Source organism: Amycolatopsis sp. SB7-3, assembly GCF_041021335.1.
GTDB lineage: Bacteria > Actinomycetota > Actinomycetes > Mycobacteriales > Pseudonocardiaceae > Amycolatopsis > Amycolatopsis japonica.
This window is the reverse complement of the sequence record NZ_JBFPJQ010000005.1, coordinates 515,464-529,519: the sequence shown is the minus strand read 5'-3', so window position 1 is coordinate 529,519 and position 14,056 is coordinate 515,464. Positions and strand designations below refer to the sequence as shown.

Below are 14,056 nucleotides of genomic sequence, written 5' to 3'. Positions count from 1 at the left end.
AAATTTGATCGAGGCAAATAAATACTTGCTCTCAAAGGAACCTCAAACGAGGTTCATATATAAGCTCTACTGGCTTAGTTCACTAGCACACTGTTGAGTTCTCAAGCAACACACCCCGAATCGCACCACCATCACAGCGGCCTTATCCGAAGCAGTCATTCCTAGCAGTTTTTGGTGGGACACCCACTCAATCGCATTGAGCGAGAGCTTGGTTCGTGTCCCGGTCGGCCGCCCGGTTTCCCTGGCGACTTGGAGAACTTTACACGCCCCGAAAGGGCCCGAAACAGGGGGGTACCTTAACTGCGTTTCCGCAGGTCAGAGCCCCTGTTTCGGGCCCGGGCGGCGATCAGCCCCCGACGCGCACGCCGGCGACGTTGCGCTTGCCCTTGCGGACCACCAGCCAGCGGCCGTGCAGAGCGTCGTCCGAGGACGGCTTCCACTCCTCGTCGACGATCTTCGTGTTGTTGACGTACGCGCCGCCCTCCTTGACGGTGCGACGCGCGGCGCCCTTGCTGTCGACGAGTCCGGCCGCGATCAGCAGGTCGACGATGGTCGACTCGCCGTTCGGGTCGACCTTGCCGTTCGGCACCTCGGCCATGGCGGCGTCGAGGGTGGACGAGTCGAGCTCACGCAGCTCTCCCCTGCCGAACAGCGCCTGGCTCGCGGCGATGACCTGGCGGGTCGCCTCTTCACCGTGCACCAGGGTGGTGAAGTCCTCGGCCAGCTTCCGCTGCGCGGACCGCAGGTGCGGACGCTGCTCGGTGTCCTCGGCCAGTGCCGCGATCTCCTCCTGCCCGAGGAAGGAGAACATCCGCAGGTAGCGGATGACGTCGGAGTCGGCGACGTTCACGAAGTACTGGAACCACGCGTACGGGGACGTCATCTCCGGGTCGAGCCAGACGCTGCCGCCACCGGTGGACTTCCCGAACTTGCGCCCTTCGGTGTCGGTGACCAGCGGCGCGGTCAACGCGTGCGTGTGGCCACCGTCGGTCCGGCGGATCAGGTCGACGCCGCCGACGAGGTTGCCCCACTGGTCCGAGCCGCCGATCTGCAGCTTGCAGCCGTACTCCCGGTACAGGTGCAGGTAGTCCTGCGACTGCAGCAGCAGGTAGCTGAACTCGGTGTAGGACATGCCGTCGGCTTCGAGGCGGCGTTTCACCGTCTCGCGGTTCAGCATGGTGTTGACCGGGAAGTGCTTGCCGACGTCGCGCAGGAACTCGACGACAGTCTGCTTGCCGGTCCAGTTCAGGTTGTTCTCGATGACCGCGCCGGTCGGCGAGTCGTCGAAGTCGACGAACCGCTCCAGCTGCCCGCGGATCCGGTCCGCCCACGCGGCGACGGTGTCCAGCGTGTTCAGCGTGCGTTCACCGGTGTCACGCGGGTCGCCGATCATGCCCGTGGCGACCCCCGCCAGCACGATCGGCCGGTGCCCGGCACGCTGGAAACGCGAGAGCATCAGCAGCGGCACCAGGTTGCCGGCGTGCAGGCTGGGCGCGGTCGGGTCGAATCCGCAATAGAGCGTGAGGGGTCCTTGGTCGAGGTCTCGCCGCAGTGCTTCGAGGTCGGTGGATTGCGCGATCAGGCCGCGCCAGGTCAGCTCGTCAAGGATGTGCTCGCTCACGCCTGTAGATCCTCCCGCACCAGGTCAACCGACTATCGGCCGGGGGCGGCCGCCCGTCGCTTGCCACCGCGGCGGTAGGTGGAGACCGCGGGTGATCCGTCGATCCAGAACCGCCACGGCGTGTCCATCGCCATCGCGACCCCGACGCGCGGCCCGGTGCGGATGTCGGCTTCGGGGACCCGTTCGCCGGTGAACAGCCGGACGGGTGACGCGGGGTCGGTCAGGTCGACGCCGTTCTCGGCGCGGTCGATGCCGAGCACCGAGGTGAGGATCGCCGGGCCTTTGGCGAGTTCGCCGTTGCCGCGCGCGGACGGCCTGCGCGCCCTGGCGATGTCCGCACCGGACACCACCTCCCCGGCACGCAGGAGCACGGCGCCCGGCTGCCCGTCTTCGGTGCCGACGACGTTCGCGCAGAAGTGCATGCCGTAGACGAAGTACACGTACAGATGCCCCGCGGGTCCCCACATGACCGCGTTGCGCGGGGTCTTGCCGCGATAGCAGTGTGACGCGGGGTCGTCGAGCCCTCGATAGGCCTCGACCTCCACCAGCCGGACCGCGACCGTGCCGTCGGGACCGCTCGCCTCGATCACCGCGCCGAGCAGGAGCGTGGACAGCTCCACCGGATCCAGCGCCAGCTCGCGCCGGGTGAACTGTCTGCCGGTCTCCACGTTCCGCACTCCCCTAACGTCGCGTTCTCCCAGGCCGACCTTAACCGGACGCGCGGCGCGGGCCCCGGGCGAGACGGACGAGGCCGACCAGGCTCCCTGATGCGCGTGAAGGCCCCCTTCCCTCGGCTGAGTCGAGGGAAGGGGGCCTTCACGCGCTTTGGGGGGGTTGTTCAGCCGAGCCAGGCGCGGTGTTCGGCGACCCGCGCGACCAGACGGTCCCGCTGTTCGGCGACGCGCTCCGGAGCGGTACCGCCCCGAGCGTTGCGTGAGCTCACGGAACCTTCGACGGTCAGGACCTCGCGCACGGCCGGCGTCAGCGCCGGGTTGATCTTTTCGAACTCTTCGTCGGTCAGTTCGTCCAGCCCGACACCGCGGGCCTCGGCGACGCGGACGCTCTCCCCCGCCGCCTCGTGCGCGACGCGGAACGGTACGCCCTGCCGGACCAGCCATTCGGCGATGTCCGTGGCGAGGGTGAAGCCGGCGGGCGCCAGTTCGGCGAGCCGGTCGGTGTGGAAGGTCAGCGTTTCGAGCATGCCCGCGATCGCCGGGAACAGCAGTTCCAGCTGCTCGACGGAGTCGAAGACCGGTTCCTTGTCTTCCTGCAGGTCACGGTTGTACGCGAGCGGCTGCGCCTTGAGCGTCGCGAGGAGCCCGGTCAGGTTGCCGATGAGCCGTCCGGCCTTGCCGCGGGTCAGTTCGGCGACGTCGGGGTTCTTCTTCTGCGGCATGATCGAACTGCCGGTCGCCCAGGCGTCGTCGAGGGTGACGTAGCCGAACTCGGCGGTGTTCCAGATGATCACCTCTTCGGCGATCCTGGACAGGTTGACCGCGAGCATCGCGACGTCGAAGGCGAACTCGGCGACGAAGTCCCGCGAGGCGGTGCCGTCGATCGAATTCTCGACGCTGGTGTCGAAGCCCAGCTCCTCGGCGACGGCCTCCGGGTCGAGGCCGAGCGAGGATCCCGCCAGCGCGCCGGAGCCATAGGGCGACTCGGCGGTGCGAGCGTCCCAGTCACGCAAGCGGGTGACGTCGCGCAGCAGCGACTGGCCGTGTGCGAGCAGGTGGTGCGCCAGCAGGACGGGCTGGGCGTGCTGCAGATGAGTGCGGCCCGGGAGAATCGCGTCCGGGTGCCGCTTCGCCTGCGAAACGAGTGCGTCGACGACGCCGAGGGTGCCCGCGACCACGCGGCGGGCGGCGTCGCGCAGCCACATCCGGAACAGCGTCGCGACCTGGTCGTTGCGCGAACGGCCCGCCCGGAGCTTGCCGCCGAGTTCGGTGCCGGCCCGCTCCAGGAGACCGCGTTCGAGCGCGGTGTGGACGTCCTCGTCGGCGACGGTCGGGGTGAACGCGCCCGAGGCCACGTCCTGCGCGAGGGTGTCCAGCGCGGCGAGCATGCCGGTCAGCTCGTCTTCGGTGAGCAGCCCCGCCTTCCGCAGCACCCGCGCGTGGGCCCGCGACCCGGCGATGTCGTACGGCGCCAGCCGCCAGTCGAAATGGGTCGACGCGCTCAGCGCCGCCATCGCCTCGGCCGGCCCGCTGGCGAACCGGCCGCCCCACAGCTGCACCGGCTGCTCATTCCCGCTCACAACACTCCTCTAATTCCTTGGTTCTCTTCAGGCGACTGACCGGTCGAAGGTAGCGCCTGTGGTGAAGTCGTACAGCGCGCGCTCGTCGCGCGCGGAGTTCACGACCGCGTTGCCGCGGTGCAGGACCAGCCGGACCTCGCCGGACACGCGCCCGGTGCTGACCTTTTGCAGTTCCTCGTGCGCGGTGACCAGCGCGAGCGCGCCGGGCCCCTCGTAGATCTCGCGTCCTGTGAGCCCGAAGGCGCCGATACGGCGGTTCAGCTGCTGGAAGGCCTCCAGCAGTGTCACGGTCTCCCCGTCGATGGCCACCGGTACACCTTCGTCGAAGGTGATGACCAGTTTCTCCTCCTCGTCCGGGAACGTGAACCCGTCAGGCGTCACCCTCGGTCTCCTCACCGCCGTCCACTGTGGACGACCGTCGGGCCAGCGCCATGAAACGCTCGGCCAGATCCTTGCCGGACAACGGTTCCCTCGCGATCACCGCGACCGTGTCGTCGCCGGCGATCGAGCCGACGACCTCCTCCAGCGCCGCCCTGTCGATGGCGCTGGCCAGGAACTGCGCCGCCCCCGGCGGGGTGCGCAGCACCGTCAAATTCCCCGACGAGTCCGCCGAAACGAGCAGTTCGGCGAGCAGCCGCGAAAGCCGGGACGTACCGCCCTGCACTCCGCGTACCGGGCTGCCGTCCTCCGGAATGACATACACCGGTGCGCCGGAATCGGCACCTCGGAGCTTCACCGCGCCCAGTTCGTCGAGGTCGCGGGACAACGTCGCCTGCGTGACGTCGATGCCTTCCGCGGCCAGGAGCTTCGCGAGCTCCGTCTGGCTGCGGATGGCCATCGAGGACACGAGTTCGGTGATCCGGGCCTGCCGGGTGACCCTGCTGCCGGTCATCGTCGCTTCTCGTCCATGAGCCACACCAGCAGTGCTTTCTGGGCGTGCAGCCGGTTCTCAGCCTCGTCCCAGACCGCGCTCGCCGGCCCGTCGATGACCTCGTCGGTGATCTCCCAGCCGCGGTGCGCGGGCAGGCAGTGCAGCACGATCGCCTCGTCCGCGGCGCGGCGCATCAGCGCGGAGTTGACCTGCAGCTCACGGAACGGCCCGACCCGGTCGAGACCGTCGTTCTCCTGGCCCATGGAGGTCCAGGTGTCGGTGACGACGACGTCCGCGCCTTCGACGGCGGCGTACGGATCGGTGAAGACCGTGGTGCTGCCGCCGGTCTCCGTCGACCGGTGCTTGGCGTCGAGCATGACCTGCTGATCCGGCTGGAAACCCTCCGGCGAGACGACGCGCACGTGCATCCCGGCCGTGGTCCCGCCCAGCAGCAGCGAATGCGCCATGTTGTTGGCGCCGTCGCCGAGGTACACCAAGGTGAGCCCGGCGAGCTTGCCCTTGCGCTCGCGGATGGTCATCAGGTCGGTGAGCACCTGGCACGGGTGGAACTCGTCGGTGAGCGCGTTGATCACCGGGATGCTCGCCGCCGAGGCCATCGCGTCGATGCGCTTCTGGGCGAAGGTCCGCCACACGATCGCGTCGAGGTACCGCGAAAGCACGCGCGAGGTGTCTTCGATGGTCTCTTCGCGGCCGAGCTGCATGGAGCGGCCGTCGACGATGACCGGATTGCCGCCGAGCTGGGCGATGCCCACCTCGAAGGAGAACCTGGTCCGGGTGGAGTTCTTCTCGAAGATCGCCGCGACGGACTTGCCCTCCAGCGCGCGCGAGCTCAAGGGCTCGGCCTTCAGCTGGTCGGCGAGGTCCAGGATCTCGGCCTGTTCGGCCGGGCTGAGATCGTCGTCACGGAGGAAGTTGCGGAGCATGCGTTTCGTCTCTGTCCTAGGTGGTGGTGGAATCGAGCGCCCCGGGAAGGGCTTCGAGGAATCCCGCGGCCTCGTCGGCGCTCAGGATCAGCGGCGGTGCCAGCCGGATGGTGTCCGGGGCGATGGGGTTGACCAGGTACCCCGCGTCCTGCGCGGCCTTGGCGACCTTCGCCGAGACCGGTTCGCGCAAGGCGATGCCGAGCAGCAGCCCGGCGCCGCGGACCCCGGACACCAGCGGGTGGCCGAGCTCCTCCACACGGGAGGCGATGTCCTTGCCCAGTGCGGAAACGTGGTCGTTCAGGTTGTCCTTGGCAATGGTCTTGAGCACGGCGAGCCCGGCGGCGCAGCAGACCGGATTGCCGCCGAAGGTGGTGCCGTGCTGCCCCGGTTTCACCAGCTCCCCCGCCTCGCCGACGCCGATGACCGCGCCGATCGGCAGACCGCCGCCGAGCCCCTTGGCCAGGGTGATGACGTCCGGGACGATGCCGGCGTGCTGGAAGGCGAACCACGCGCCGGTGCGGCCGATGCCGGTCTGCACCTCGTCGAGGACCAGCAGGGTCCCGGTCGCCTTGGTGATCTCCCGCGCGGCCTGGAGGTACCCGTCCGGCGCCGGGACGACGCCCGCCTCCCCGAGGATCGGCTCGAGGAACACCGCCGCCGTTTCGGTGTCCACCGCGGCGCGAAGCGCGTCGATGTCACCGTAGGGAACGTGGGTGACGCCGGGAACCAGCGGCTCGAACGCGTCCCGCTTCGACGGCTGGCCGGTCAGTGTCAGCGCGCCCATGGTGCGGCCGTGGAAGGCGCCCTCGCACGCGATGACCTTGGTCCGCCCGGTGAGCCTGCTGATCTTCAGCGCGGCTTCGTTGGCTTCAGCGCCGGAGTTGACGAACAGCACCTTCGCGTTGCCGGACAGGCAGGCGACGTCCAGGAGGGTTTCGGCCAGTTCGACGGCGACCGGGTTCACGTAGAGGTTCGAGGTGTGGCCGAGTTTCGCGATCTGCTCGGTGACGGCGGCGACCACGGCGGGGTGGGCGTGGCCGAGCGCGTTGACCGCGATGCCGCCCAGCAGGTCGACGTACGGCTTGCCGTCGGCGTCCCAGACCTTCGCCCCCTCACCGCGGACCAGGGTCAGCGCCGGGGTGCCGTAGTTGTCCATGAGGGAAGACTTCCAGTGCTCCTGGCCGTCTACATTGGACTTGTACGTGGTCACGGGAGCTCCGTTTCGGGGAAGACCATGGTACCGATGCCGCGGGAGGTGAAGACCTCCAGCAACACCGAATGGGCGATGCGGCCGTCGATCACGTGCGCGCGGCGGACGCCGCCGCGGATGGCGCGCACACAGGCCTCCATCTTCGGGATCATGCCGCTGGCGAGGCCGGGAAGCAGGGTTTCGAGGCGGTCCACCCTGATCCTGTCGACCAGCGAACCGCGGTCCGGCCAGTTGGCGTAAAGGCCTTCGACATCCGTGAGCACGACGAGCTTTTCCGCGCCGAGCGCCGCGGCCAGCGCACCGGCCGCGGTGTCGGCGTTGATGTTGTGCACGACGCCGTCGACGTCCGGGGCCACGGTGGAGACCACCGGGATCCGGCCCGCGTTGACGATGTCGAGCACGGCGTCCGGGTTGACCTCGGAGACCTCGCCGACGAGCCCGATGTCGACCGGCACACCGTCCACAGTGGCCTGTTTGCGCTCGGCGGTGAACAGCCGCGCGTCCTCGCCGGAGATGCCGACCGCGTACGGGCCGTGCGCGTTGATCAGGCCGACCAGTTCGCGGCTGACCTGTCCGGTCAGCACCATGCGGACGATGTCCATGGTCTCGGGTGTGGTGACCCGCAAGCCGCCCTTGAACTCGCCTTCGACGCCGAGCCGGGTGAGCATCGCGGTGATCTGCGGACCGCCGCCGTGCACCACCACCGGACGCAGCCCCACTGTGCGCAGGAAGACCATGTCCTCGGCGAAGGCCTGCTTGAGGCTCTCGTCGATCATGGCGTTGCCGCCGTACTTCACCACGACGGTGGCGCCGTGGAAACGCTGCAGCCAGGGCAATGCCTCGATGAGGATCGCGGCCTTCTCGGCGGCCGTCGCGAGCCGCTCGTCCGCCGGGACGGTGGATTCGGAAGGGCTCATGACGAATACGCGCTGTTCTCTTCGACGTACGCGTGCGAGAGGTCGGTCGTGTAGATCGTCGCCCCGCCTTCGCCGAGGCCGAGGTCGACGACGATCTGGATGTCCCGGCCCGAAAGGTCCGCCTCGGAGCGGTCCGCCGCGGTGGTGCCCTTGGCGAAGAGGGTGATGCCGTTGATCGCGATGGAGACCTTCTCCGGGTCGATCTCCGCCGGCACGCGGCCCAGCGCCATGGCGATGCGGCCCCAGTTCGGGTCGGAACCGAACAGGGCGGTCTTGACCAGATTGTCCTCGGCGATCGTCCGGCCGACGGCGATGGCGTCGGCCTCGCTCGCCGCGCCGGCGACCGTGACGTCGACGTACTTGGTCGCGCCCTCGGAGTCCGCGCGGAGCTGAAGCACGAGGTCGAGGCTGACGGCGGTGAGGAGTTCGGTCAGTTCAGCCTCGGTCGGCTCGACACCGCTGGCACCGGACGCGAGGACGAGCACCGTGTCGTTGGTGGAGGTCCCGCCGTCGACGTCGAGCCGGTCGAAGGTCACGCCGGTGGCGGCGCGCAGGGCCTTGTCCAGGACTTCGGGCGTGACGACCGCGTCGGTGGTGAGGACGGAGAGCATCGTCGCGAGGTTCGGCGCGAGCATGCCCGCGCCCTTGGCGAACCCGCCGACGCTCCAGCCGCTTTCGTGCTTCGCGGCCGCCTGCTTCGGCTTGGTGTCGGTGGTCATGACCGCGGTGGCGGCGGCGAGGTCGGCCTCGTCCCCGGTGCCGAGCCGCCCGAAGGCGGTGTCCACCCCGGAGAGCAGCGCGTCCATCGGCAGCCGCTCGCCGATCAGGCCGGTCGAGCAGACCGCGACCTCGATCGCGCCGGCTTCGAAGAGTCCCGCGACCTTCTCGGCGGTCTGGTGGGTGTCCTGGAAACCGCCGGGGCCGGTGGCGGCGTTCGCGCCGCCGGAGTTGAGGACGACGGCCTTGAGCCGCTGCTGCTTGAGCACTTCCTGCGACCACAGGACGGGCGCGGCCTTGATCACGTTGCGCGTGAAGACACCGGCCGCGACCTGCAGCGGCCCGTCGTTGACGACGAGCGCGAGGTCGAGCTTGCCCTCGGCCTTGATCCCGGCGGCGACGCCCGCGGCACGGAATCCCTTCGGCTGGGTGACGGTCACGGAGCGACTCCTACGGTCGGTAGTCCGGTGGTTTCGGGGAGGCCGAGGGCGATGTTCATCGACTGGACGGCGCCGCCCGCGGTGCCCTTGGTCAGGTTGTCGATGGCCGCGACCACGATCAGGCGCCGGGTGTCGGCGTCGACGGTGACCTGCAGCTGGACGTTGTTCGAGCCGACGACCGAAGCCGAAGACGGCCACCGGCCCTCGGGCAGCAGCTGGACGAACGGCTCGGTGGCGTACGCCTTTTCGTAGACCTCGCGGGCGCCTTCGGCGTCCAGGTCGGTCTTGAGGGCGGCGCTCGCGGTGGTGAGGATCCCGCGCGGCATCGGGGCCAGCACCGGGGTGAACGAGACCTTGACCCGCTCGCCCGCGACCGCGGACAGGTTCTGCGCGAACTCGGGAGTGTGCCGATGGGCGCCACCGACGCCGTACGCCGTGGCCGAGCCCATCACCTCCGAACCGAGGAGGTTCGGCTTCAGGCTCTTGCCCGCGCCCGAGGTCCCGGTGACGGCGACGACGTTGATCTCCGGCTCGACCAGGCCCGCGGCGAGCGCCGGGGCGAGGGCGATCGAACCGCCGGTCGGGAAGCAGCCGGGGACCGCGATGCGTTTGGTCCCGGCGAGACGTTCGCGTGCTCCGGGGAGCTCGGGAAGCCCGTACGGCCACTGCCCGGCGTGGTCTCCGCCGTACCAGCGCTGCCAGTCGGCCGCGTCCGAGAGGCGGTGGTCCGCGCCGAGGTCGACCACCAGGACGTCCGGGCCCAGTTGCGCGGCGATGGCGCCGGAGTGACCGTGGGGCAGGGCGAGGAAGACGACGTCGTGTCCGGCCAGGGTCTCCGGGGTCGTCTCCAGCAGGACCCTGTCCGCCAGTGGGGCGAGGTGCGGCTGATGCTGGACGAGTGGCGTCCCCGCGGAGCTGGCCGCGGTGAGCGCGCCGATCTGGATTTCGGGATGGGTCAGCAGCAGGCGCAGGAGTTCGCCGCCCGCGTACCCGCTGGCTCCGGCCACCGCGATCTTCACCGTCATACGCATGATTATGCACTCCCATGCAAGTTCAATCAAACAAAGTCGTGTGGCTCACCCGATACGGCACTCCGTACGAGGCATCCTTGACCGCATGACCGACACGCCCGCCCGGCTGCTCAGCCTGCTGTCGCTCCTGCAGACTCCGCGCGAGTGGCCTGGCAGCGAGCTCGCCGAACGGCTGGAGGTCAGCCCGCGGACCATCCGGCGCGACATCGACCGGCTTCGTGAGCTCGGTTACCCCGTCGAGGCGTCGCGAGGCTCCGAAGGCGGCTACCGGCTGGGTGCCGGGGCGGCGATGCCACCACTGCTGCTCGACGACGAGGAGGCCGTCGCGATCGCGGTCGGTCTCCGCGGCGCCGCCGGGCAGGCGATCTCGGGTATCGAGGAGTCTTCGGTGCGGGCGCTCGCCAAACTCGAGCAGGTGCTGCCTTCGCGGCTGCGTTATCGCGTCGGCGCGCTGGGCGCCGCGACCGTGCCGCTCCCCGGCACGGGCCCCGCGGTGGATCCGGAACATCTCACCGTCTTCGCGGGCGCGATCGCCAACACCGAGCGGACCCGGTTCACCTACCGCACCGGCGACGGGACCGAATCCCGGCGGCACGTCGAACCCCATCGGCTCGTCTCCGCCGGACGCCGCTGGTACCTGCTCGGCTACGACCTCGACCGGGACGACTGGCGGATCTTCCGCGCGGACCGGATCTCGGAGCCGAGGGCGACCGGCGGCCGGGCCACTCCGAGACAGCCACCCGCGGAGGACGTGGCGGCCTATGTCACCGACAAGATGTACAGCCTCCTTCCCACTTACAGCGCACGCGTGACCCTGCACGCGCCGATCGGCCAGGTCGCCCCCGCGATCGGCGAGGGGTTCGGCGAACTGGAATCGCTGGACGACGAGACCTGCGTTTTCCACGCGGGCACGGACACCCTGGACTGGCTCGCGTTCCGGCTCCTCGGGCTCGGCTGTGAATTCACCGTGCACGAGCCGCCGGAACTGATCGAGCACCTCCGGAAGATGGCCGCGCGGGCGGAACGCGGAGCCGGGTCCACAGTGGACTGACGGCGGCCGCGAGAGACCGAAGGCCCTCGCGACCGCCGGTGTTCAGCCGAGTTCAGCCACCTCTCGTTGGCTCGGGGGGATGGGGAGATACGCGCCCCGGCGCTCCGGGTCGCAGCCGACCCTGGGCAACCGGGCACGGATCCCGCCCGGTGTCCGCTCGAACCGCCGCGCGATCTCCTCGACGCTTTCCCCGGCGAGCCAACGGCTTTCCAGTTCCGCGTCGAGCTCGTCGGACCACGGCAGGCCCTGCTGCGCGGGACGGTCCGCCGATCTTCGGCGGCCGTTCCGGCCGGTGCCCCGTCCGGCGAACGCCAGGAGGGTGTCGGAAAGGACGGTCGCCAAGGCCGGTACGGCTTCGGCGTCGATATCGAGCCTGCCTTCGGCGACAGGCTCCTCCAGCGGTCCGGCTCCGCCGACCATGACGGTCACCCAGCGGTCTTCCCCGGCCGCGCCGCCACCCTCACGGGCGGCGACCTCGATGCGATAAACGGTGTCCTGCACCCGGATCTCGGTCCGGTGCTCTTCGACGATGGTCATGCCGGGGACGGTAACGGGCGGGCCTGACAATTCGCCGGTGCGGCGAGGGGATTCGGTGCGTGACCGGAACTTTCATCGCTTTCGCGGGCGCGAGGGGGCCGGTCATGGCCCTATCGGCCACCCCCGTTGCCGCACCTAAGTGATCTCGACCGCGATCATCCGCGGGTTAGCTTTGCTCATCGGTTCGTCCACGATGGGGAGGAAAAATGACGACCAAGGCACGTCGGATGGCGCTTTTCGTGACAATGCTCGTGCTCGCGATCGGGACCGTCTTCGCCACGCCGGCCTCGGCCGGGACGACGGCGTCCACCACCACACAGGCCACCTGCACCGGAGCGAATTCCTGCTGGTTCACCTGGGGTCGCATCCAGGCCGGGGACTGCACGATGGACAACGCGAAGTGGACACTCAGGCGCGACGGCAGCGCTTCGTTCGAGGCGACGATCGTCAGCAGCGACAGCAACGACGCTTGGCTGATGTGGGTGAACATCTTGGACAGCAACGGCATCGTCCTCGGGCCCATCCATCACGGCGGTGACCCCAAATTCGTCAAAGGCACCGTCAAGAACGTATGGCACTGGTGGTTCGCCGAGGGATCGTTCGACGCCAGGTTCTTCGACCGTATCCACAGCATGCGGATGACGAGCCACTGCTGAGAAGCATCAGAGCGAAGAAATGCCCCGGTCCGGAAACCCGGACCGGGGCATCGCGACATCCCGAACAACTCAGAAAGGCAGCGCCTGAGCCAGCGCCTCCTTCTTCACTTCGGCGACCGAAGACGGCACATCCGACTTCGCGGCCGCGGAAGCACCGGCCGGAACCGGCTGCGGGACCGCGGCGCACTGCACGTCCGAACCGTTGCCCGGCTTGCGCACGGGCAGCTTTCCGGTCAGCAGGTAGTCCGCGATCTTGTCGTCCACACAGGACACACCGGACAGCGAGCCCGAGTGCGTCGTGCCACCCGGAGCGCTGATCAGGCTGGAGTTCGGGTAGCGCTTGCGGACCTCGAGGCTGCCGGGGTACGGCGTCGCGGCGTCGTTCTCCTCGTTGACCAGCAGGATGCCGGGGACCTTGCTCCCGTCGATCTCCACCGGCTTGCCCGGCTTCGCGGGCCAGTCGAGGCACGGGGCGTTGAACCAGGCGTTGCCCCAGGTCTCGAACGGAGCCCGGAAGTGCGTGACCCAGTTGTCGAACTTCCAGCGGGGCCAGCTCTGCGGCCACGCCACGTCGGTGCACTGCACGGCCGCGTACACCGCGTAGCCGTTGTCCTGACCCGGCGGGTTGGAGTCGTCGTACAGGCCCTTCAAGGTCTGCCAGTCACCCTTGTGCACCCAGCCCGAGAAGGCGTTCGCGATGTCTTCCCAGCCGAAGACGTAGTAGCCGGCCTGCAGGAAGATGTCCGTCCACTCGGATCCGCCGATGACGCCGCCCGCGGGCTTGTCGTACAGCTTCTTCTGCTCGGCGTACCACAGCTTCTCGACCGCGGCCGCGGTGTTGCCGAGGTGGTAGACGGAGTCGTACTTGGCGAGCCAGCCGAAGTAGGTCTTGATGTTCTTGTCGAAGGCGATGTCCTGGTTCAGGTTCGCCTTGTACCAGACGTCGCGGGGGTCGACGGTGCCGTCGAACACCATCCGCCGCACGTTCTGCGGGAACAGCGTGCTGTAGACCTGCCCGAGGTAGGTGCCGTAGGAGAAGCCGTAGTAGTTGATCTGCTTCTCGCCCAGCGCCTTGCGCAGGCTGTCGACGTCCTTCGCCACATCGATGGTCTTGATGTGGTCGAGGATCGCGCCGTTCTTGGCGCACGCCTTCGCGTAACCCTTCGCCTTCTCACGCCACGCCGTCTCGATGGCGCGCGTGGTGGGCACGTACTGCGGGCGGTTGTAGGAGGCGTAGTTCCCGTCGCAGGTCAGCGACGGCTTGCTCTCCCCCACGCCGCGCGGGTCGAAGCCGATCCAGTCGTACTCCTCACCCGCCTTCTTGGGGACGGCCCGGCCGAGCGTCGACAGCCCGAGGCCCGAACCGCCGGGGCCGCCCGGGTTGACGATCATGACGCCCTGCGACTGGGCGGACTTGTGCTTCACCCGCGAGACGGCGATCGAGATCTTCTCCCCGCCCGGCTTCGCGTAGTCCAGCGGGACCTCGAGGAAACCGCATTCCGCGCCGGCCTTGACCAGGCTCGGGCGCGTACAGGCTCCCCAGGAGATGGGCTTCGGATCGAAGTCCGACGCCGAGGCGGCCGTGGCGGAGGGAGCGAGCGCCATGGTGCCGACGCCGATCCCCGCGACCGCCAGGGCGGCAACGAATTTCTTCACTGTGTTCCTTTTCGTCCGCGTTCGACCCGGTCGGGCCGAAGCTACCGAGAACCGGCTTCAATCTCGCTGACCGACACGTTGACCGCCATCCCTCTTTAGTCGGTATCCGATCCCCGATCCGGGCATATCAGTCTTGTCGGTCCCCTGTCGT

General features: G+C 68.9%; 14 protein-coding genes. 2 read left to right on the top strand and 12 right to left on the bottom strand.

Translation table 11 applies throughout. The features are described 5' to 3' along the window. Window positions 1–346 precede the first annotated feature (346 nt). The 10 genes from tyrS to argC all read right to left on the bottom strand — a co-directional run bounded on the left by tyrS (window position 347) and on the right by argC (window position 9,999). Window positions 347–1,621, bottom strand: coding sequence for a tyrosine--tRNA ligase (tyrS, locus tag AB8M46_RS32680; protein ID WP_037345658.1), 1,275 nt, complete (start codon window positions 1,619–1,621; stop codon window positions 347–349). A 32-nt stretch (window positions 1,622–1,653) separates the two neighbouring features. Further along, window positions 1,654–2,289, bottom strand: coding sequence for a DNA-3-methyladenine glycosylase (locus AB8M46_RS32675; protein WP_199755042.1), 636 nt, complete (start codon window positions 2,287–2,289; stop codon window positions 1,654–1,656). A 170-nt stretch (window positions 2,290–2,459) separates the two neighbouring features. Further along, complete coding sequence (gene argH, locus AB8M46_RS32670) at window positions 2,460–3,875, bottom strand: argininosuccinate lyase (RefSeq protein WP_016335382.1); 1,416 nt, start codon at window positions 3,873–3,875, stop codon at window positions 2,460–2,462. 27 nt (window positions 3,876–3,902) lie between these two features. Next, a complete protein-coding gene (locus tag AB8M46_RS32665) occupies window positions 3,903–4,256 on the bottom strand; it encodes an argininosuccinate synthase domain-containing protein (RefSeq protein WP_125734863.1) in 354 nt (117 codons plus the stop codon). Next, on the bottom strand, window positions 4,246–4,767 hold the full coding sequence (locus AB8M46_RS32660; RefSeq protein WP_016335384.1) for an arginine repressor: 522 nt from the start codon (window positions 4,765–4,767) through the stop codon (window positions 4,246–4,248). The genes AB8M46_RS32665 and AB8M46_RS32660 overlap by 11 nt, the downstream gene beginning before the upstream one ends. Then, window positions 4,764–5,690 (bottom strand): ornithine carbamoyltransferase, encoded by a 927-nt coding sequence (gene argF, locus AB8M46_RS32655; RefSeq protein WP_016335385.1) that lies wholly within the window; start codon window positions 5,688–5,690, stop codon window positions 4,764–4,766. Before argF ends, AB8M46_RS32660 begins: the two co-directional genes overlap by 4 nt. Window positions 5,691–5,706: 16 nt before the next feature. Next, window positions 5,707–6,900, bottom strand: a complete 1,194-nt coding sequence (locus tag AB8M46_RS32650) for an acetylornithine transaminase (protein WP_394362710.1) — start codon at window positions 6,898–6,900, stop codon at window positions 5,707–5,709. Then, the gene (gene argB / locus AB8M46_RS32645) at window positions 6,897–7,817 is read right to left on the bottom strand and encodes an acetylglutamate kinase (RefSeq protein ID WP_037345648.1); all 921 of its coding nucleotides are present in this window, start codon (window positions 7,815–7,817) and stop codon (window positions 6,897–6,899) included. The genes AB8M46_RS32650 and argB overlap by 4 nt, the downstream gene beginning before the upstream one ends. Further along, window positions 7,814–8,974: a bifunctional glutamate N-acetyltransferase/amino-acid acetyltransferase ArgJ gene (gene argJ, locus AB8M46_RS32640; protein ID WP_394362709.1), complete on the bottom strand. Its 1,161-nt coding sequence runs from the start codon at window positions 8,972–8,974 to the stop codon at window positions 7,814–7,816. Before argJ ends, argB begins: the two co-directional genes overlap by 4 nt. Beyond that, window positions 8,971–9,999, bottom strand: coding sequence for an N-acetyl-gamma-glutamyl-phosphate reductase (argC, locus tag AB8M46_RS32635; RefSeq protein ID WP_038511502.1), 1,029 nt, complete (start codon window positions 9,997–9,999; stop codon window positions 8,971–8,973). Before argC ends, argJ begins: the two co-directional genes overlap by 4 nt. A 91-nt stretch (window positions 10,000–10,090) precedes the next feature. Here argC and AB8M46_RS32630 point away from each other — a divergent pair, with 91 nt between their 5' ends. Next, a complete protein-coding gene (locus AB8M46_RS32630) occupies window positions 10,091–11,056 on the top strand; it encodes a helix-turn-helix transcriptional regulator (RefSeq protein WP_394362708.1) in 966 nt (321 codons plus the stop codon). A 42-nt stretch (window positions 11,057–11,098) separates the two neighbouring features. Here AB8M46_RS32630 and AB8M46_RS32625 read toward each other — a convergent pair whose 3' ends face one another. After that, window positions 11,099–11,593 (bottom strand): hypothetical protein, encoded by a 495-nt coding sequence (locus AB8M46_RS32625; RefSeq protein WP_037345642.1) that lies wholly within the window; start codon window positions 11,591–11,593, stop codon window positions 11,099–11,101. A gap of 206 nt (window positions 11,594–11,799) precedes the next feature. On the opposite strand from AB8M46_RS32625, the gene AB8M46_RS32620 reads away from it, so the two are divergent. Then, complete coding sequence (locus AB8M46_RS32620; RefSeq protein ID WP_394362707.1) at window positions 11,800–12,249, top strand: DUF6294 family protein; 450 nt, start codon at window positions 11,800–11,802, stop codon at window positions 12,247–12,249. Window positions 12,250–12,318: 69 nt separating this feature from the next. Here the strand turns inward: AB8M46_RS32620 and AB8M46_RS32615 are convergent, their stop codons facing one another. Continuing rightward, complete coding sequence (locus tag AB8M46_RS32615) at window positions 12,319–13,905, bottom strand: alpha/beta hydrolase (protein WP_037345639.1); 1,587 nt, start codon at window positions 13,903–13,905, stop codon at window positions 12,319–12,321. Window positions 13,906–14,056: the final 151 nt, after the last annotated feature.

Excerpts from the sequence above, each read along its gene's own strand:
- AB8M46_RS32660 (WP_016335384.1), bottom strand. The coding sequence starts at position 4,767 with ATGACCGGCAGCAGGGTCACCCGGCAGGCCCGGATCACCGAACTCGTG.
- argF (WP_016335385.1), bottom strand. The coding sequence starts at position 5,690 with ATGCTCCGCAACTTCCTCCGTGACGACGATCTCAGCCCGGCCGAACAG.
- argB (WP_037345648.1), bottom strand. The coding sequence starts at position 7,817 with ATGAGCCCTTCCGAATCCACCGTCCCGGCGGACGAGCGGCTCGCGACG.
- argC (WP_038511502.1), bottom strand. The coding sequence starts at position 9,999 with ATGACGGTGAAGATCGCGGTGGCCGGAGCCAGCGGGTACGCGGGCGGC.
- AB8M46_RS32630 (WP_394362708.1), top strand. The coding sequence starts at position 10,091 with ATGACCGACACGCCCGCCCGGCTGCTCAGCCTGCTGTCGCTCCTGCAG.
- AB8M46_RS32625 (WP_037345642.1), bottom strand. The coding sequence starts at position 11,593 with ATGACCATCGTCGAAGAGCACCGGACCGAGATCCGGGTGCAGGACACC.
- AB8M46_RS32620 (WP_394362707.1), top strand. The coding sequence starts at position 11,800 with ATGACGACCAAGGCACGTCGGATGGCGCTTTTCGTGACAATGCTCGTG.